This is a genomic window from Hydrogenivirga sp. 128-5-R1-1, assembly GCF_000171895.1.
In genome coordinates this window covers 233,640-250,521 of record NZ_ABHJ01000001.1, presented here as the reverse complement: position 1 = coordinate 250,521, position 16,882 = coordinate 233,640, and the positions used below count along the sequence as shown (strand labels likewise).

The following is a 16,882-nucleotide window of genomic DNA, read 5'->3' as shown; positions in this document are numbered from 1 at the left end:
AATACATAACTTGTTTTGATTTTGCAAGCCTTTTCTTTAGTCTATAATTATCTTTCAGCCATTTTTAAAGGGCTCATGGAGGTCTAATGAATGGACTACAAGGAAACTCTTAACCTTCCGAGAACTGACTTTCCCATGAAGGCAAATCTTCCAGATAAAGAGCCTCAAATACTTCAGAGGTGGGATGGGCTGTACAAAAAAGTTAAAGAATTCAGAAAAGGGAGGGAAATTTTCCTCCTTCACGACGGACCTCCCTACGCGAACGGACACATACACATAGGACACGCCCTCAACAAGATACTCAAGGACGTGATAAACAAGTACAACTTGTTGAGAGGTAGGGACATCCTTTACATACCGGGGTGGGACTGTCACGGGCTTCCCATAGAGAGGCAGGTTGAGAAGGAGCTAAAGTCTAAGAAGATTAGAAAGGACGAGCTCCCCAAGGCGGAGTTCAGGAAGCTCTGTAGGGATTATGCAAGCCGGTTTGTGGAGATACAGAAGGAGGAGTTCATCAGGCTCGGTGTTCTCGGGGACTGGGAGAACCCTTACCTTACTATGGACCCTAAGTACGAAGCCCAGGAGGTGAGGGAGCTCGGGCGGTTTTACGAAAAGGGGCTCGCCTACAGAAGCAAGAAGCCGGTTTACTGGTGCATATACGATGTCACCGCTGAGGCTGAAGCGGAGGTTGAGTACCAGGAGAGAGAAGACCCGAGCGTGTTCGTTAAGTTCCCCCTTAGGGGACAGGAAAACACCTTCCTCGTAATATGGACTACAACCCCCTGGACTCTGCCCGCGAACCTCGGGGTAATGGTCGGGGAGGACTACACCTACTCTTACTATGAAACCTCTGAGGGAACCCTTATAGTGGCTAAAGAGCTTCTGGGGAAGTTCAGGGGGACGACAGGTATAGAGGGTAAAGTCGTAAGAGAGGTTTCCGGGAAGGAGCTCGTTGGGCTCTCTTACGATCACCCTTTCGTGAGCAGATCGGAGCTTTCAGGTTTTCTCTCCGAGGATACCCTTAAGGGACTCTGGAAGGTCTATCCCTCCGAGTTCGTTGAACTTGGGACGGGAACCGGTCTAGTTCACATGGCTCCTGGACACGGTCAGGAAGACTACATCGTGGGTTCAAGGTTCGGGCTTGAGCCTTACTCTCCTCTGGACGATACAGGCAGGTTCGTTCCTCCCGCCCCGGAGTTAATAAGGGGCGTGAGGGTTTTTGATGCAAACAACCTTATAATCAACCTGCTCAAGGAGAAGGGCTACCTCCTTTACAGGGGTAAGGTTAAACACTCCTATCCCCACTGCTGGAGGTGTAAGAATCCAGTAATATTCAGGGCAACCCATCAGTGGTTCATAGGGATGGAAGCCAAGCTGAACTCCCACACCTTGAGAGAGAAAGCCCTTGAAGAGATAGACAGGGTCAGGTGGATACCTGAGTACGGCAGGAACAGGATAAGGAGCATGGTTGAGAACAGACCGGACTGGTGTATATCAAGACAGAGGTACTGGGGAGTCCCGATAGCAGTGTTTTACTGCAAGGATTGTGGTGAGATAGCTTCGGATAGACAGGTCTTTGAGCACGTCGCCAGCCTTGTTGAGAACAACGAGTTCGGTGCAGACATCTGGTTTGAGAAGGAGGCTGAGGATCTCCTGCCCGAAGGGTACAGGTGTAAGAGGTGTGGCAGCAGGAACTTTAAGAAGGAGGAAGATATACTTGACGTCTGGTTTGACTCCGGTTGTTCCCACGCTTCCGTGATAAGACCTCTCGGTTTTGAGAGGGCTGACATGTACCTTGAAGGTTCAGATCAGCACAGGGGTTGGTTTCAGGCTTCTCTCCTTGAGTCTGTCGGTTCCTACGGGAGCGCACCTTACAGGTCAGTTCTCACCCATGGTTTTACGGTGGACGAAAAGGGGAGGAAGATGTCCAAGTCTCTCGGAAACGTTGTTGCTCCCCAGGAGATAATAGAGAAGTACGGGGCGGACATACTGAGGCTGTGGGTGGTTTCGGAGGACTACTCGGAGGATGTGAAGCTCGGTGGTTCCATAATAAGGAGCCTCGTTGACGACTACCGAAAGATCAGGAACACCCTGAGGTTCCTTTTGGGAAACCTTTATGACTTTGTTCCCTCCAGGGACAGGGTTGATGTGTCCGAACTCCATCACTTTGACAGGTGGATGCTCTCTCATCTCCAGGGAGTCCTATCTGAACTGCACAGGCACTACGAGAACTACACCTTTCACAGGGTTTACCACCTGATCAGGAACTTCTGCACCACTACCCTATCCTCCCTTTACCTTGACGTTCTCAAGGACAGGCTCTACGTTTATCACCCTGATAGCTGGGAGAGAAGGTCTGCACAGACCGTCCTTTACGAGCTTCTCGTAGCCCTCACAACCTCCGTTGCACCCTTCCTGAGCTTTACAGCCGAAGAGGTCTGGGAACACGTCCTCAAGATAGACCCTTCTCTGCCCGAGAGTGTATTTCTCGCCGAGATCCCCCTTCCCGAGGAGGAGCTCGTTGATAGGGCTCTTGAGGGGGAGTACTCAAGACTCCTGAAGGTAAGAGAGGACGTGCTTAGCTCCCTTGAGGAGGCGAGAAGAGAGGGGATAATAAGGCACCCTTACGAGGCTAAGGTTTACATAGAGGCTGATGGAGAGATAAGAGGTCTGCTGGAGAAGTACGAGGACTACCTTAACTTCTTCCTTACGGTGAGTCAGGTTGAGCTCCGGAAGGGCGGAGAGATAGTTAGAGATGGAGAGGAGGTTGAGGGTATTTCCATCGGAGTCTCCCACGCAGATGGTAAGAAATGTCCGAGATGCTGGATATACTTTCCTGAGGATGAGTTTGAGGGCAACGTGTGTAGGCGGTGCTGTCAAGCGCTGGAGAATATGGGATATGCTTGCACTTAAATCATACCTGAGTCTTGGACTCTGCATACATTTATCTACTCAGGAGGAGTTGAAATGAAGAGAGAGAGTATTCCCCTCCTTGATTTCCTCAGAGATGCTGAGGGCTCTATCCTCATACTGACGCACGAGAACCCTGACGGGGATGCCCTCGGGAGCGCTATGGCTCTGTATCTTTTTCTGAAGAAGCTGGGCAAGAACGTTACGGTGGGCTGCAAGGACAGGATACCCCACTTTCTTGACTTCATACCCCACGCGGAAGAGGTCGTCAGCATACCTGACGGAAAGTTCTACGACATAGGGATAATAGTTGACTCGGCTGGATTTTACAGAGCTGGGGCTGAGGTGAAGGTAGCCACGAGGATCAGGATAGACCACCACGTTGGTGGTGAGTTTTACGGAAGGTACGACTACATAGACCCCAAGTCTCCAGCCACTGCCGCACTCGTATACGAACTTATATCGGCTTGGGACGAGGAAAAGATTGACCAAGAGATAGCGACATGCATATACACCGGGCTTGCCACAGATACGGGCTTCTTTAAGTACTCCAACACGAACGAGTACACCTTTGATCTTGCGAAGAGGCTCGTCCACCACGGAGCTGACCCGAACTACGTTTACAGGATGTTTTCCGAGAGGGAGTCCATAAACAAGATGAAGCTTATAGCAAAGGTTCTTGAGACTCTTACCCTCTACGAGGACGGACTTGTTGCAGGGATAACTATATTTGACAGGTTCTTCAAGGAGACCGGGACGGAGTACTCGGACAGCGAGGGGCTCGTAAACTACCCGCGCTCTCTTGAAGGTGTTGAGGTAGCCTTCGCCCTTATAGAGAAGCCGGACGAAGGAGTATGGAAGGTTTCCCTCAGGAGTAAGGTGAACGTGGACGTGTCCAAGATAGCTGAGAGACTCGGGGGAGGCGGGCACAAGTACGCCTCAGGTGCAAAGATAAAGGCAAACTCCCACGATGAAGCCCTCAGCAAGCTCCTTTCCGAGATAGGTAAACAGCTTGAACTCCAGAATATAAACAAGTAATGGCTCTTTTCGGCGCTCACGTTTCCTCGGCAGGTTCAATACTGAACACCTTTGAAAGGGCGAAGGATATAGGTGCTGAGGTCTTCCAGTTCTTCCTGAGGAGTCCGCGGGTGTGGAGGTGGAAGGGTATTAGTAATAAGTTAGTAAGAAAATTCAAGGAGGAGCTTGAAGGGTTCGGAAACCCGGTTATGGTTCACTCCCCATACCTACTAAACCTTGCATCTTCCAACGAAGAACTCAGGAGAAAGTCTGTATCCGTTTTCCTTGAGGAGCTCAAGTTCTGCGATTCTGTGGGTATACACTTCTACAACTTCCACCCGGGAACAGCCAAGGGTATATCCGAAGAGGAAGCCATAAAAAACATACTGGTGTCCCTTGAGGAGGTCTTCCGTGAGTACGAGCCAAGCAGGACTACAGTGCTTCTTGAGAACACAGCCGGGGAGAGGGGGGATATGGGTAAGAGCTTCAGAGAGCTTGCTGAGATAGTGGGTGCCTTTAACGGTGTCAGGATCGGTGTATGTCTTGACACGTGCCATGCCTTCGCTTATGGCTACGAGATAAATACTCCTAAAGGGTTTGATGAATTTCTCAGGGAGGTTGAGAAGACTCTGGGTTTTGATAGGATAAAGGCTGTCCACGCGAACGACTCAAAGGTTCCACTGGGTGCTCGCAGAGACAGGCACGAGCACATAGGGGAGGGATACATAGGAATAGAGGGCTTCAGAAACCTGTTAAGTCATGAATACTTTGGAAGTCTGCCCTACTACATAGAAACACCTAAGGAGGGAGACATGGACGTGGTTAATCTCAGGAGGTTGAGGGAGCTTTCTCTGGTGTAGAATTTTGCTGTGGCTGTCAGGGTGGTTATATCAAAGGGCAATCCTGAGGTGCCGGATGAGTTTATCTTCAGCGTCCTGTCAAGCACCCTTGGTATAGAGGAGGAAGAGTACAGAAGTATAAAACGTGAAGACGGCTCTGTCTCCCTCTACGTTAAAGACCCGGAGGCTATAGTCAAGCTCCAGAACATAGCCGAGAAGCACGCGTCTCTTATAAACGTAGCCTTTGAGAAGCCCTCTTCGGGTGGTGGTCTGTTCAGTCTGACAAACACAGCGGTGAAGTCAAACTGGGGCTTGGTCCTGTCCTGGGGTGCGGTCGTCCTCCTCATGTTCATACTCTCCATGGTTCCCATATTTGGTATCTTTATCAACCTGTTCCTCAGCGTTTTCTACTACGCCTTTTCCCTTTTTGTAGCCCACAAACTCCTCGGTGTTGATCTCAACCCGGAGGGTGTAAAGGAACTGTTCGGCAAGCTCAGGCTCGCTGAGACCTTTTCCGAATACTTGGGTGCCGGTTTCGGGTTCTGGCTCGGCTTTCTTGTGCTGTACATACTTTCATTCGTAGTCTTTGGAGTCATAGCTGTCCTGTTTGGGGGACTCGGTGCTGTATCCGACCTGATGAACTACGGCAGGGTTGGCAGCGGAACTGTCGGTGCCATGTTCCTCGTATTTCTCCTCATGTTTCTCTTCTGGCTCTGGGTGTTCTATGCTTTCCCTCTTATGGTTGCGAGAGCTCTTTCTGACGGGAATCCCACCCTGGGGAGTTCCTTCAAGGCTGTTGTGTCTGTCCTCACTCCCTCCTTCCTTAAGGAGAGCTTCAGCGGAAGTTACGTTGGTATAGGTGGTATGTGGTCTCTCGCGGTTACGGTTGGAATCATAGGATTTCTCCTCACAGTAGTTCTTATAGTTACGATACCGGTAGCCATACTCATACTCTACTGGTTGCAGGTGTTTCTATCAATGAGTGCCGTTTCCTATATTAAAAGGTCATGAAGGCTCACTCTCTCTGTGTCCCATGCCTGATAAATCAGGGCTTGAACGCTGTTAGGAAGCTCGGTCTGGGTGAGGAAAGAGAGAAGGAGATAGCTCTGCGCTCTCTTAAGTTCCTTTCCCAGTTTGATAGTCTTGAGAGGTCTCCAGCCTACTACGCTTACTTTATACAGAAGATAGTTAAGGAGCTCGCGGGTACAGATGACCCCTTCAAGGAGCAGAAGAGAACGGCTAACGAGATCGCAGTTAAGCTGCTCCCAGAGTTTGAAAGAGAGCTTGAGTCCATAGAAGACAGGCTCGCATACGCAATAAAGCTCTCAGCTGTGGGGAACTTTATAGACTTCGCCATAAAGGGAGACTTAAATGTGGAAGAGGATGTTAAGGCTCTGATGTCCTCAGACTTCGTGGTTTGGGACTACGAGGTTTTTAGAAACAGGTTAGATAAAGCTAAGTCTGTCCTTATAGTGGGAGACAACGCCGGGGAGATAGCCTTTGACAAACCCCTTGTGAAGACCCTCCTGGAAATGGGAAAGGAGGTGGTTTACGCCGTTAAAGGGAAGCCTATACTCAACGACGCTACCTACGAGGATGCGGTGGAGGTTTCAATGACCGAGTTGTGCAAAGTTGTGGACAACGGCTCCGACAAAGTTGGGACGTGGCTTGAGGACTGCTCTGAGGAGTTTCTGGAGGTGTTCTGGAACTCTGACATCGTGATAAGCAAAGGACAGGCAAACTTTGAGACCCTGAACGACGTGGACAGGAACATTTTCTTCTTGCTCGTTGCTAAGTGCGAACCCATAGCCAGAGAGACGGGTGGAGAGGTCAGGAGATTCCTCTTCAAGTTTAAGGCTTAGATTATTCTCTGGAGGCTGGAATGATATCTTCCTACGTTGTAACCGGTTACCTCGGCAGCGGTAAGACTACGCTGATAATTAATTCGTTCAGAGAACATCTGAAGGACAAGAAGGTCGCCGTAGTGGTCAACGAGTTCGGGGAGGTGGGGCTTGACGGGAAGATACTTAAGAACGCCTACTCGGAGGTTCTTGAGATAGAGGAGGGCTGTATATGCTGTAAGCTCTCTCAGGAGTTTGAGAGCTCCGTGCTCAAGATAATTAGGGATTACAGCCCGGAGGTCATAGTTGTTGAAAGCTCCGGGACATCGGAGCCGTTCCCTATCATGTTCAGCTTAAGAACTGTCGGTACTGCGGTTGAAGGTGTTATATGCGTGGTGGACTCAAAGAACTTCTTTAAGTACAAGGACGAGGATACCGCCAAGTACCAGCTCGCCTCCTCAAACGTGGTAGTTCTAAACAAAATAGACCTCGTGGACGAAGATACCCTGAGGAAGGTGGAGGAGGAGGTAAAGGATATAAAGGAGAACTACAGGCTTGAGAACATGTTCTCAAATGAGGATAAGAAGAACATTTACGCTATATACAGGGCTGTGCGGGGCGTTGTCCCACCGGAGGTCTTCGCAGGGACAGGAAATCCTATAGAGCTGAAGAAGAATGTCCACCTACATACCCACGAGGACATGGGGCAGAGGGTCGTTGAGTTTGAAAGAGAACTCTCCTACGAGGAGCTGATGGAGTTTCTAAGTAAATTACCGAATAACGTTTACAGGGCAAAGGGTATAGTTAAGCTGAAGGACTACCCTTACCCCGTATTCGTTCACTACGTCTTCGGGGACGTTGACATGGGCATGCCTGCTCAGGGCTACGAGGGGAGATCCTTTATAGTCCTGATAGGAAAAGGGCTTCAGGATATAATATCCCTATGAACAGATGGGGAAAGGTACTGAAAGCGCTGTGTCAGGAGGCGGACTCCAGAGGGTTGAAGTTAGCCATTCTTGAGGCGGACGGGGAGCTAAACTGGTTTGGTGCTGGCGTTGACAAGCTCTGCTCAGATGAGAACTACTCAAAGAGCGATGCGGAGCTTTACAAGATCATAAAGGGTAGCGTATCCGAAGGTGTTAATGAAGGAAAGGTTATAGCTTACGTTAGCCCCGTCAACTTTCAGGCTGACATATACGAAGCCGACAGGAGGCGTTTTGCCACCTCCAATACCTCAAGACCCTTCGGTGTAACGAGGGACGGCTTCAGAGTCGGTTTCTTTGAGAGCGTTGAAGAGGCGGTGGACTTCTTCCTTGGTGTTGCCAAGAGGTTAAGGGAGGAAGGTCTCAGCCTTCACCTTCATTATTGAGCCTTCTCTTCTCTCTCCTCCTCTCCTTGTAAACCTCCTGCCTGCACTCCCTTATTATCTTCTTGTATTTGTAGTAAACGCTGGGGACGTTTATGGGCAGTTTGTAATACCTCTCAAGGACGAGCATTATGTCCTCGGTGGTCATGTATTTGTGATTTCTTATTAGGCTTTTGATGTATTTGGTTATGCGAGTTTCTTTCATTATTTGAAGGACGGGGGCGTTCGCCCCCGTGGGTTTTAACCTATGTAGTCGCCCAGGGCTTCGCAGGCTTTCATAGCCTTCTCAAACCTTGCGTTCACAACCTCCCAGTTGAGGTTCTTGAGGACTGCGTCCACGTAGGGAGGTCTCTTGTTCTTGTAGTCCACGTAGTAGGCGTGCTCGTAGGTGTCTATAACGATTATGGGAATGAATCCGTGGAAGTTATAGACGTTGTGTGCGTCCAGCCCGTTCACCACCAGCCTGCCGGAGAAGAGGTCAAGCCCTAAGACAGCCCATCCCCTGAAGGCAACCGCCGCAGCCTTTAGCTCGTTGGTGCAGGCGTCCCAACCTCCGAGGTCTTCCTCCACCTTCTTCTTAAAAGCCTCGGAAGGCTCACCCTTGGCTCCCAAGTGTCCGAAGTAGAGCTCGTGGAGGACTATACCCATGTAGTTGAAGGTCTCCTCTACCTTGAGCTCCCTGTATTCGGAGTAGTTCTGGTTTGCCTTGCTCCTGTCGGAAAAGTTCTGGTCTGCAAGCTTCTCCTGAATCTCGTTGTACTTGCCCACGTATCCCTTGTAGTGGGCTTCAAAGTGGGGCTCAATCTGTTCGTTGGATATACCATCAAGGTTCTGTGGCTTTAGATGGTCTCTTGCCTGAAGTTTATGAACTCCCATGGCTAACCTCCTTCTTGGGTTTTTCACAGATTATAACACCCGAACCCTTGAACACCTTTATGACGCTTAGCATATAAGCTTTACGAACACCGCTATGATACGATTTTTAAGAGATATGGGGAGAGCGCTCATTATTTTGCTTTTGGTGGGGGTTGTCTTCGCCCAGGATAGGAAGCTTATATTCGGTGGTGTTTTCACCGGTGCACCAGAGGACTACCTCCACAATATTAAGGTGGTCGGCGGGAAACTCCTTGAGAGGACGTGTATATGTTCCGTTAAGCTTGAGAAGAGTATAAGGAAGTGTGTGGGCATGTGCGTGAGCAAGTTTGAGAGGGACGTGAAGAGAAGGATGCGTTCTACCTGCGCAAAGAGCCCGAACCCTGCGAGCGTTATGGTTTATGGTGCGGGAGACCTTAAGGTTTCCTACTTCAGGGATGAGGCGGTTCTCAAGAGGGGAAACACCTTCGCCAACTACGATATAAGCGTGGTAACGGTCTACGGCACAGGTTTCTGTGCCGTCCTTAGTGCTGAATCGGAGTAGTTATGCGGATATCCGACCTTGGAGAGTTTGGTCTGATAGAAAGGATCAAGGGTATCCTCGGGTCTGACGTTATAGGTGACGACTGTGCTCATCTGAAGCTCGGGAATGAGAACGTACTCCTAACCGTTGACCTGCTTCTGGAGGAGGTTCACTTCCTTAGGAGATACCCACCGGAGTCTGTCGGCTGGAAAGCTCTGAGCGTGAACGTGAGCGATGTGGTTGGAAACGGTGGTGAACCTAAGTGGGCTCTCGTGTCTCTTATGCTCCCGGACATAGATGTAAGCTACGTTGAGAGGCTCTACACGGGAATTGGGAAAGCCTGCGAGTTTTACAGGTGTGAGGTGGTTGGGGGTAACGTAGCGAGGTCTGAGAGGATCGGGGTAGACGTGTTTCTCCTCGGCACGAGCGATAGACCTGTAGGTAGGGGGGGTGCTGAGCTCGGAGACAGCCTCTTCGTTTCCGGGACGCTCGGAGATTCCAGGGCTGGGCTTGAGCTGCTTAAAATGGAGAAGAGAGACTACGAATCCTTTGAGTTAGCCCTGATAGAGCGGCACCTCAGACCAACGGCGAGGATAGACTATGTTAAGCACATACAGAAGTATGCAAATGCAAGCATGGACATAAGCGACGGACTCGTGGCAGACGCGGGGCACATCTCCGAGAGGAGCGGGGTAAGGATAGATATAGACAGCTCAAAGCTACCCCTGTCGGAGGAGCTCCTAAGGTTCTGCGAGAAGTACGGGAAAGACCCAAAGGACTACGCCCTATACGGAGGGGAAGACTACCAGCTCCTCTTCACCCACCCGAAGGAAAGGTGGAACCCCTTTATGGACATGAGCGAGATCGGGACTGTTTCGGAGGGCTCAGGGGTCTTTGTTGACGGGAAGGAGGTCAGGGGTGGCTACACCCACTTCTGATAGAATCTTTAAGGTATGTACACAGGTCTCGCCGGTATAGTTTTGAAGCTCTACGACCTCGCTTACATAGAGAGATGGAACGACCACCCGAAACCCTTCCACATAACTGAGCTTGACAAACAGGCGCACAAGTCGGCGATAGCCTACATAGTTGGAAGGTTTGAGGAGGAGCTCAAAGGGACTGAGCTTGACTGGTCTTACCTTCTGGAGGGTCTTATATTTGAGGCTATCCAGAGGGCGATACTCACCGACATAAAGCCTCAGGTCTTTCACAGACTCCTTAAGGAACGTTCCAAAGAGATAAACAGCTTCGTTCTCAGCAAGGTAGGAGACTACCTGAAGGACTTTGAGCCGGAGCTTTACGAGAGGTTTGTCTCTTACTTTGAGGAGGACGGCAGGCTGGAGAGGAGGATACTTAGGGCTTCCCACTTTCTCGCAACTTACTGGGAATTCCAGATGATCTACTCCGTCGGGATACGCTTCTACGGCATAGAGAGGGTGAAGGAGGAGATAGAGGACACCATAGAGGACTTCTTTGACCTCGTGGCGGTTGAGAGGATATATCTCAGAAAGAAGACCTTTAACTTCATAGACCTCGTGGGTCAGCTCAGGTTCCAGAAGAGATGGATACTCTCCCCGAGGATACCTCTAACCACCGTCCTCGGACACATGTTCATAGTGGCGAGCCTTTCTTACCTTCTATCCTTGAAACTGGGGGCTTGCCAGAGACGGAGGTTCATGAACTTCTTCACGGGTCTGTTCCACGACCTACCGGAGGTCACTACGAGGGACGTGATAGCCCCCGTCAAGAAGGAGGCTGGTATATCAGACGTGCTGAAGATGTACGAGAGGGAGCAGGTGGAAAGGGTGATACTGCCCCTTCTGCCGGAGTTCCTGAGGGAGGAGTTTGCCTACATATTAGGGTTTGCCGGGGACGGGGACGAGTTCTCCAACAGGGTCTTTGAGGGAGGGGCTGTGAAGGAGGTTGGAGAGATAGGAGAAGAGCTGAACAGGGACGAATTATCTCCCGTAGATGGGACGCTGATAAAAGGCTGTGACAACCTCGGGGCTTACGTGGAAGCCCTCCTGTCCCTGCATCACGGCGTTAGCTCGCGCCACCTTGAAGAGGCTATAAGGGGCATAAGCAAAACCTTAATGAAAAACAGCTATATGGGAATAGATTTCGGTAAACTGCTTTCCCGTATAAGGGTTGAGTTAGGAGAAGATTGAATGGCTTCCTTTTTACAGAGGGTTCTTGAGGTCAAGAGGAGAGAGATAAGGGAGGATAGGGACTATATAAAACATTTGGAAAAACTCATAGAGAAGAGGGAAAGACACTACGACTTTCCATCAGCCCTCAGGAGTTGTAGGACTAAGATAATAGCTGAGGTGAAGAAAGCCTCCCCTTCTGCGGGGCACATAAGAAGCGTGAAACCCTCAGAACAGGCTAAGCTCTATGAGTCCGCTGGGGCGGTCGCCATCTCCGTTCTCACCGACAGGGAGTTCTTCGGAGGTTCCCTTGAAGACCTCCGTGAGGTCAGAGAGGCGGTATCGCTCCCCATACTGAGGAAGGACTTTATCATCCACAGGGTTCAGGTTCTTGAGGCTAAGGCTTTTGGGGCGGACACGCTCCTCCTTATAGTTCGCATACTCTCTCCGGAGGAGCTCGGAGGGCTGATAGGTTTTTCCAGGGAGCTCGGACTTGAACCCCTCGTTGAGGTCTTCTCCCTTGAAGAGGCTAAAGTGGCTTTGGATGCGGGCGCTCAAGTTCTGGGCATAAACAACAGAGACCTTGACACCCTCAGGGTTGACGTGAACCTCACCAAGGAGCTTGCTCCGAAGGTTAAAGAGCTGGGCGCTGAGTTCGTGATCGCAGAGAGCGGTATAGAGACGAGGGAGCAGATAGAGGAGCTCACGAACTACAACGTTGATGCCTTTCTCATAGGTACAGCCTTGATGAAGAGCGAAGACCCTTACAGTAAGCTGAAGGAGCTGCTCGGTTTCCCCTGCGATAGGTAATATAATTTAGAGATGGAGGATGCTATGAAGAAATCAAACTCCCTTGACATGACCCTCCTTGAGGAGATAACCCAGCTAGAGTTCTTTCTGGTAAAGAAGCCGCTTAACTCCCTGGAGTTCTGGGGAGAGTGGCAGGAAAAGTACGGCAAAGCCACCCTCGCCAAGATAGCCCTGAAGAAGATAGCCAAGACGAGGAAACTCTCCCACGAGGAGTTCGCAAAGCTGAGGACTATGATGGGGGTTTATGAGGACGTTCTCAAGTACCTTGAACAGCTCAAGAGTGCCGCCCTGAGTTTAAAGGGTGTTGTTGGGAACTTCAACGTTGAGCTTGACGACGAGGACATAGACCTGGACTTTTAAGGAGGATTTGCGATGCTGGAAGGATTTCAGGAGGTTTCCGATAGAGACTTCTACGAGAAGGTGATGGCTTCAGAGTCGCCTGCGGTGGTTCTATTCGTTGATCCGAACTCCCCCGAGACCGAAAAGTTCGTCTCCCTGCTCAAGCCATACATGGATCAGTACGGTGACAGGATAAAGTTCTATTACATGGACGTAACCAAGAACACCTCCTTTGAGGACTTCGGTGTATTCAACTTTCCCTCCGCCATGTACTTCAGAGACACCATGGAACTTGACAGGCACGACTTCATACCTCCCCCCGAGATGGTTGAACAGGCTATAAAGAGGCTCCTGAGACTTGCTTGAGGTACGTTAAGGATAAAGCCTACGGCTTTCTCTTAGCCCTGGTAGGAGTTCTTCTTTTAGCCTCCTATGCCTTTGACTTCCAACCCATCAGGGACAGGGCGGAGGACTACCTTAATAGGGGCATAAAGATCACCCTTGCAAGCTACCTGATAGTCAGGGGTATAAACGCTGGGGTCTCCGTTATAAAGGAGAGCGAGCTTTCCCTGTCTCCTGCGGGTGTTGGTCTTTCCCTCGCCCTCGGTGAGGTTCTTGACCCTATAGACGACGTAACGGAGAGGGTATCGGTCCTCCTTCTGGTGAGCTTCATATCCTTCGGTATTCAGAGGCTTACCCTTGAGCTCCTGTCGGCTCCCCTGCTGCTTGTCTCAGGAATCCTCTCCTTAATCGTGGGGATCGCCGGTCTTCTCAGGGGAGTTCAGCCCAGGTTCGTGCTCAGGGTACTTGTGCTCCTGCTCACGGTGAGGTTTCTCCTTCCGCTCTCTGTTGTCGCTGGAGAGGGTATTTACGAGGGAGTGGTTAATCCCCGCCTTGAGGCAACGAACGCTCAGTTGTCAAGTGTGAAAACCACCATGCTCTCCTCCCTTGAAAGGGTTAAAAGCCCCTCCGACCTGAAGAATCTTTTAAGTAGTTTAAAAGACGGCGCCGACAGCGCCGTGGGAGGCATGCTGACCCTTGCCCTCTACTTCGCCTTTCAAACCATCTTTCTCCCGGTGGCGAGCCTCTGGGTGGTGGTCAGGCTCTCCCTTGGCGTCATGAGGCTGAAGTTATAATAGACCCATGGATATACTCTGGGCACCCTGGAGAAGCCATTACGTAGAAAACGTTGACAACATAGAGGGCTGTTTTCTCTGTCACGCCGTATCCCAGCCTGAGGACAGATGGAAGGAGTTCTTAGTCCTCTACAAGAGCTCTAAAAGTTTCATAATCCTTAACAAGTACCCTTACAACTCCGGACACCTAATGATAGTGCCTCTCAAACACACAGGCAACTACGAGGAGCTTGACGAGGAGACTGTTCTGGACATGGACAGGCTGCTCAAGCTCTCATTGAAAGCCCTCAGGGATGTTTACAAACCCCATGGCTACAACATAGGCTACAACATAGGCAGACCGGCGGGTGCGGGTCTTGAGAGCCACGTGCACATGCACGTCGTTCCAAGGTGGAACGGGGATACCAACTTCATGCCCGTTGTAGCCAACACAAAGGTCATATCCCAAGACCTGTCCACAACCTACGACAGGCTTTACGAGGCTATAAGGAAGCTAACATCCTGAGGGAGAGTGCATGAGCCTTCTGGAAGTCAAGAGCTTGAGCCTGTGGTATGGGGAAAACCGCGTTCTGTACGATGTTTCTTTCTCCCTTGGTAGGGGCGAGGTTCTCTGTATAGTGGGTGAATCTGGCTCTGGCAAGTCCTCCATACTCTACTCCATATTAGGCTTGCTGCCGGACACCGCAAAGATTGAGGGGGAGATACTCTTTGAGGGCAGAGAGCTCACAAAGATGAGAGAGTCTGATAGGCGAAGGCTGAGGGGAAAGGAGATAGGCATGGTCTTTCAAGAGCCCTCCTCCTACCTTGACCCATTATTCACTGTGGGCACTCAGATAGCGGAAACCTACGAAGGACACTTCCCCGAGGGAAGGTCTGAATCAAGGGACAGGGCTATAGAGGCTATGAGGAGGGCGGGCATTCCTAAGGCTGAGGAGAAGTTCGGCATGTACCCCCATCAGCTTTCTGGTGGGTTGAAGCAGAGGATGTGTATAGCTGCGGCAATAGTGTGTGAACCCAAGCTGCTCCTCGCAGATGAACCTACGACTGCCCTGGACGTGTCCGTTCAGAAGAGGATACTGAACCTCTTCAGGAAGTTCAGGGCTGAGGGCAGGTCGGTCATCCTCGTGACCCATGACTTTGGGGTCGTTGCAGAGGTGGGAGACAGGGTTGTAGTCCTGAAGGATGGGAGGGTGATTGAAGAGGGGGACGTCTACGGGATATTTGACTCACCGAGGGAAGAATATACACGTGCCCTTCTGAGGGCGATCTAATCGCCTGAACTTCAGGAGAAGAACTTCCTGAAACCTTCTACTATCTTATCTGGGTTCACCTCGTAGGTGCCTCTTGCTATCTCCTCCTTGATCTTCTTCACCTTTTCGGAGAAGTCTTCGTAGTCCGCCTCCAGAGCCTTCCTGGCAGTCTGGGAGATCTCCACTACGTCTTCGTTTCTCTGAACCTCGCTGACCTGCTCCTTCTTCTTCACCTTCTTCTCGGTCTCAAGAGCCTGTCCTATAAGCCTGTTCAGATTAACCTTGTCTATCATCCTGACTATTAGTATCGGACGTTTTTAATAAATTTTCAATACTCTTATAGGCTTTCGGTATATCCCTGATTATGTCCCTCGCCCTAAGGCTCTCCCTGTGGAGCCGCTCCTCCGCGATCTCTCCTGCAAGCCCGTGGAGGTAAACGCCGAGTTTGAGAGCTTCCAAAGGTTCCTCGTACCTGCCGAGGAGCGATACGAGTACTCCCGACAGGACATCTCCAACACCACCTTTAGCCATAGCTGGGGTTCCCCTCGTGGATACGAACACCTCCCCTGAAGGTGAGGCTATCACAGTCCTCGCACCCTTCAGGACAATGTAGCAGCCGAACTCCCCGGAGAAGTCTCTTGCGACCTCCGTCTGGTTGCAGACTATCTCCTCTGAGCTGAGACCGGAGAGCCTTGAGAACTCTCCCACGTGGGGTGTGAGCACGGTTACACCTTCCCTATCCCTGAGAAGACTGAGCTCACCCGAATCCGCCAGGTTGTTTATGCCGTCCGCGTCTATGAGCAGTGGTCTGTCCCACCTCTCAAGGAGTTCAAGGACTATGTCCTGCCCCTCCTCGTATCTGTCCATGCCCATGCCCACGGCGAGGGCTGTAAACCTCTCTCCTTCCTTCAGTAGCTTCTCTACTCCGAACACGGACAGCCTCTCCTCTCCGGGCAGGGGGAGGCTCATCTCCTCAACGAGGTGCCCTTCAAAGGTGGGGTTCAGCCCCTCCGGGACTGCTACAGTAACCAGTCCGCTTCCCGTTCTCGTCGCAGCGAGGGCGGACATCACCACAGCCCCTGTCTTACCCACGCTGCCTCCCATTATGAGGACGTGTCCTTCCCTGTTCTTGTATGTGTCCGGCTCCCTCTCAGGGAGTTTGAGACCTGAGGGTGCTATAACATCCCTCTTTATGTTCTCCGCCAGACGTTCTGGTATGGAGATGTCATGGACTACGACCTCGCCGCAGAGCTTAGCGGCAGGGTAGAGTATGTGGCAGAGCTTCGGAAACTGGAAGGTTACCGTTGCCACGGCTTTCACTGAGGGCTCAAAGGTCTTGCCCGTGTCTGCAGATAGACCGGAGGGTATGTCAACGGCCAATATGGGCACGCCGGAGGCGTTCATATCAAGGATGGTCTCGGCGACCTTTCCCTTCACGGGGGGTTGAAACCCCGTCCCGAAGAGAGCGTCCACTATGAGATCGTAATTTCTGTAAATGGGTCTTTCCTTCAGGGGTTCGTAGCCAAGATTTCTGTATATTTTGAGCTGGAGGGCTCCGTCACCCTTTGGCTCTCCCATGGGCAGGTAGAGGTCTGCCTCCATGCCTTTTAACCTGAGCATCCTCGCTACGGCTATGCCGTCACCGCCGTTGTTCCCCTTCCCCGCGACCACGAGAACTCTCTTCAGGGAGGGGTACTTTTCGTTTATGTAATTGAACACGCCGCGGGCGGCGTTCTCCATAAGCACGGAGGAGGGAATACCTATGTCTTCAATGGTGATCCTGTCAAGTTCAGCCATCTCGTGGGCTTTTAGAACCTTCATGAATTAAAAT

The 16,882-nt window shown here is 51.1% G+C and carries 20 protein-coding genes; 16 read left to right on the top strand and 4 right to left on the bottom strand.

Annotation, left to right across the window (positions count from 1 at the left end):
• The first annotated feature begins 90 nt into the window (after positions 1-90).
• From ileS to HG1285_RS15765, 7 genes are read left to right on the top strand one after another with little or no spacing between them, the layout of a single operon-like run.
• Positions 91-2,913 carry an isoleucine--tRNA ligase gene (gene ileS / locus HG1285_RS15735; protein ID WP_008286059.1) on the top strand — a complete coding sequence of 941 codons (2,823 nt, stop codon included), beginning with the start codon at positions 91-93 and terminating at the stop codon, positions 2,911-2,913.
• Positions 2,914-2,967: 54 nt separating this feature from the next.
• A complete protein-coding gene (locus tag HG1285_RS15740; protein ID WP_008286058.1) occupies positions 2,968-3,948 on the top strand; it encodes a bifunctional oligoribonuclease/PAP phosphatase NrnA in 981 nt (326 codons plus the stop codon).
• Positions 3,948-4,787, top strand: coding sequence for a deoxyribonuclease IV (locus tag HG1285_RS15745; RefSeq protein ID WP_008286057.1), 840 nt, complete (start codon positions 3,948-3,950; stop codon positions 4,785-4,787). Before HG1285_RS15740 ends, HG1285_RS15745 begins: the two co-directional genes overlap by 1 nt.
• A 9-nt stretch (positions 4,788-4,796) precedes the next feature.
• Entirely contained in the window at positions 4,797-5,777 is a 981-nt protein-coding gene (locus HG1285_RS15750; RefSeq protein WP_008286056.1) for a hypothetical protein, read from the top strand.
• A complete protein-coding gene (locus HG1285_RS15755) occupies positions 5,774-6,628 on the top strand; it encodes a DUF89 domain-containing protein (protein ID WP_008286055.1) in 855 nt (284 codons plus the stop codon). Before HG1285_RS15750 ends, HG1285_RS15755 begins: the two co-directional genes overlap by 4 nt.
• Positions 6,629-6,648: 20 nt before the next feature.
• Positions 6,649-7,554, top strand: a complete 906-nt coding sequence (locus tag HG1285_RS15760) for a GTP-binding protein (RefSeq protein WP_008286054.1) — start codon at positions 6,649-6,651, stop codon at positions 7,552-7,554.
• Entirely contained in the window at positions 7,551-7,976 is a 426-nt protein-coding gene (locus HG1285_RS15765; protein WP_008286052.1) for a hypothetical protein, read from the top strand. Before HG1285_RS15760 ends, HG1285_RS15765 begins: the two co-directional genes overlap by 4 nt.
• Here HG1285_RS15765 and HG1285_RS17095 read toward each other — a convergent pair.
• Together HG1285_RS17095 and HG1285_RS15770 are read right to left on the bottom strand one after the other, a co-directional pair.
• Complete coding sequence (locus HG1285_RS17095) at positions 7,954-8,178, bottom strand: hypothetical protein (protein WP_032496264.1); 225 nt, start codon at positions 8,176-8,178, stop codon at positions 7,954-7,956. The genes HG1285_RS15765 and HG1285_RS17095 overlap by 23 nt on opposite strands.
• Positions 8,179-8,213: 35 nt before the next feature.
• On the bottom strand, positions 8,214-8,849 hold the full coding sequence (locus HG1285_RS15770; RefSeq protein WP_008286050.1) for a superoxide dismutase: 636 nt from the start codon (positions 8,847-8,849) through the stop codon (positions 8,214-8,216).
• Between the two features lie 115 nt (positions 8,850-8,964).
• Here HG1285_RS15770 and HG1285_RS15775 point away from each other — a divergent pair, with 115 nt between their 5' ends.
• From HG1285_RS15775 to HG1285_RS18070, 9 genes are read left to right on the top strand one after another with little or no spacing between them, the layout of a single operon-like run.
• Positions 8,965-9,390 carry a hypothetical protein gene (locus HG1285_RS15775; protein ID WP_157560419.1) on the top strand — a complete coding sequence of 142 codons (426 nt, stop codon included), beginning with the start codon at positions 8,965-8,967 and terminating at the stop codon, positions 9,388-9,390.
• A gap of 2 nt (positions 9,391-9,392) precedes the next feature.
• On the top strand, positions 9,393-10,307 hold the full coding sequence (gene thiL / locus HG1285_RS15780) for a thiamine-phosphate kinase (protein ID WP_008286048.1): 915 nt from the start codon (positions 9,393-9,395) through the stop codon (positions 10,305-10,307).
• Between the two features lie 15 nt (positions 10,308-10,322).
• Positions 10,323-11,537 carry an HD domain-containing protein gene (locus HG1285_RS15785; protein WP_008286046.1) on the top strand — a complete coding sequence of 405 codons (1,215 nt, stop codon included), beginning with the start codon at positions 10,323-10,325 and terminating at the stop codon, positions 11,535-11,537.
• Positions 11,538-12,326 carry an indole-3-glycerol phosphate synthase TrpC gene (gene trpC / locus HG1285_RS15790; RefSeq protein ID WP_008286045.1) on the top strand — a complete coding sequence of 263 codons (789 nt, stop codon included), beginning with the start codon at positions 11,538-11,540 and terminating at the stop codon, positions 12,324-12,326. It begins immediately after the preceding gene.
• Positions 12,327-12,350: 24 nt separating this feature from the next.
• Positions 12,351-12,686: a hypothetical protein gene (locus HG1285_RS15795; RefSeq protein WP_008286044.1), complete on the top strand. Its 336-nt coding sequence runs from the start codon at positions 12,351-12,353 to the stop codon at positions 12,684-12,686.
• A 12-nt stretch (positions 12,687-12,698) separates the two neighbouring features.
• A complete protein-coding gene (locus HG1285_RS15800) occupies positions 12,699-13,031 on the top strand; it encodes a thioredoxin domain-containing protein (protein WP_008286043.1) in 333 nt (110 codons plus the stop codon).
• Positions 13,028-13,801, top strand: coding sequence for a hypothetical protein (locus tag HG1285_RS15805; protein WP_008286042.1), 774 nt, complete (start codon positions 13,028-13,030; stop codon positions 13,799-13,801). Before HG1285_RS15800 ends, HG1285_RS15805 begins: the two co-directional genes overlap by 4 nt.
• Before the next feature lie 7 nt (positions 13,802-13,808).
• Positions 13,809-14,306, top strand: a complete 498-nt coding sequence (locus HG1285_RS15810; protein WP_008286041.1) for an HIT domain-containing protein — start codon at positions 13,809-13,811, stop codon at positions 14,304-14,306.
• A 10-nt stretch (positions 14,307-14,316) separates the two neighbouring features.
• Positions 14,317-15,072, top strand: coding sequence for an ABC transporter ATP-binding protein (locus HG1285_RS18070; protein ID WP_008286040.1), 756 nt, complete (start codon positions 14,317-14,319; stop codon positions 15,070-15,072).
• A gap of 11 nt (positions 15,073-15,083) precedes the next feature.
• Here HG1285_RS18070 and HG1285_RS18635 read toward each other — a convergent pair whose 3' ends face one another.
• Positions 15,084-15,344, bottom strand: a complete 261-nt coding sequence (locus HG1285_RS18635) for a flagellar biosynthesis anti-sigma factor FlgM (RefSeq protein ID WP_008286039.1) — start codon at positions 15,342-15,344, stop codon at positions 15,084-15,086.
• The gene (locus HG1285_RS15820) at positions 15,328-16,872 is read right to left on the bottom strand and encodes a bifunctional ADP-dependent NAD(P)H-hydrate dehydratase/NAD(P)H-hydrate epimerase (RefSeq protein ID WP_008286038.1); all 1,545 of its coding nucleotides are present in this window, start codon (positions 16,870-16,872) and stop codon (positions 15,328-15,330) included. The genes HG1285_RS18635 and HG1285_RS15820 overlap by 17 nt, the downstream gene beginning before the upstream one ends.
• Positions 16,873-16,882 lie beyond the last annotated feature (10 nt).

Coding starts and splice junctions, on each gene's coding strand:
- ileS (WP_008286059.1), top strand. CDS start 91: ATGGACTACAAGGAAACTCTTAACCTTCCGAGAACTGACTTTCCCATG.
- HG1285_RS15740 (WP_008286058.1), top strand. CDS start 2,968: ATGAAGAGAGAGAGTATTCCCCTCCTTGATTTCCTCAGAGATGCTGAG.
- HG1285_RS15745 (WP_008286057.1), top strand. CDS start 3,948: ATGGCTCTTTTCGGCGCTCACGTTTCCTCGGCAGGTTCAATACTGAAC.
- HG1285_RS15755 (WP_008286055.1), top strand. CDS start 5,774: ATGAAGGCTCACTCTCTCTGTGTCCCATGCCTGATAAATCAGGGCTTG.
- HG1285_RS15760 (WP_008286054.1), top strand. CDS start 6,649: ATGATATCTTCCTACGTTGTAACCGGTTACCTCGGCAGCGGTAAGACT.
- HG1285_RS15765 (WP_008286052.1), top strand. CDS start 7,551: ATGAACAGATGGGGAAAGGTACTGAAAGCGCTGTGTCAGGAGGCGGAC.
- HG1285_RS17095 (WP_032496264.1), bottom strand. CDS start 8,178: ATGAAAGAAACTCGCATAACCAAATACATCAAAAGCCTAATAAGAAAT.
- HG1285_RS15770 (WP_008286050.1), bottom strand. CDS start 8,849: ATGGGAGTTCATAAACTTCAGGCAAGAGACCATCTAAAGCCACAGAAC.
- HG1285_RS15775 (WP_157560419.1), top strand. CDS start 8,965: ATGGGGAGAGCGCTCATTATTTTGCTTTTGGTGGGGGTTGTCTTCGCC.
- thiL (WP_008286048.1), top strand. CDS start 9,393: ATGCGGATATCCGACCTTGGAGAGTTTGGTCTGATAGAAAGGATCAAG.
- HG1285_RS15785 (WP_008286046.1), top strand. CDS start 10,323: ATGTACACAGGTCTCGCCGGTATAGTTTTGAAGCTCTACGACCTCGCT.
- trpC (WP_008286045.1), top strand. CDS start 11,538: ATGGCTTCCTTTTTACAGAGGGTTCTTGAGGTCAAGAGGAGAGAGATA.
- HG1285_RS15795 (WP_008286044.1), top strand. CDS start 12,351: ATGAAGAAATCAAACTCCCTTGACATGACCCTCCTTGAGGAGATAACC.
- HG1285_RS15800 (WP_008286043.1), top strand. CDS start 12,699: ATGCTGGAAGGATTTCAGGAGGTTTCCGATAGAGACTTCTACGAGAAG.
- HG1285_RS15810 (WP_008286041.1), top strand. CDS start 13,809: ATGGATATACTCTGGGCACCCTGGAGAAGCCATTACGTAGAAAACGTT.
- HG1285_RS18070 (WP_008286040.1), top strand. CDS start 14,317: ATGAGCCTTCTGGAAGTCAAGAGCTTGAGCCTGTGGTATGGGGAAAAC.
- HG1285_RS18635 (WP_008286039.1), bottom strand. CDS start 15,344: ATGATAGACAAGGTTAATCTGAACAGGCTTATAGGACAGGCTCTTGAG.
- HG1285_RS15820 (WP_008286038.1), bottom strand. CDS start 16,872: ATGAAGGTTCTAAAAGCCCACGAGATGGCTGAACTTGACAGGATCACC.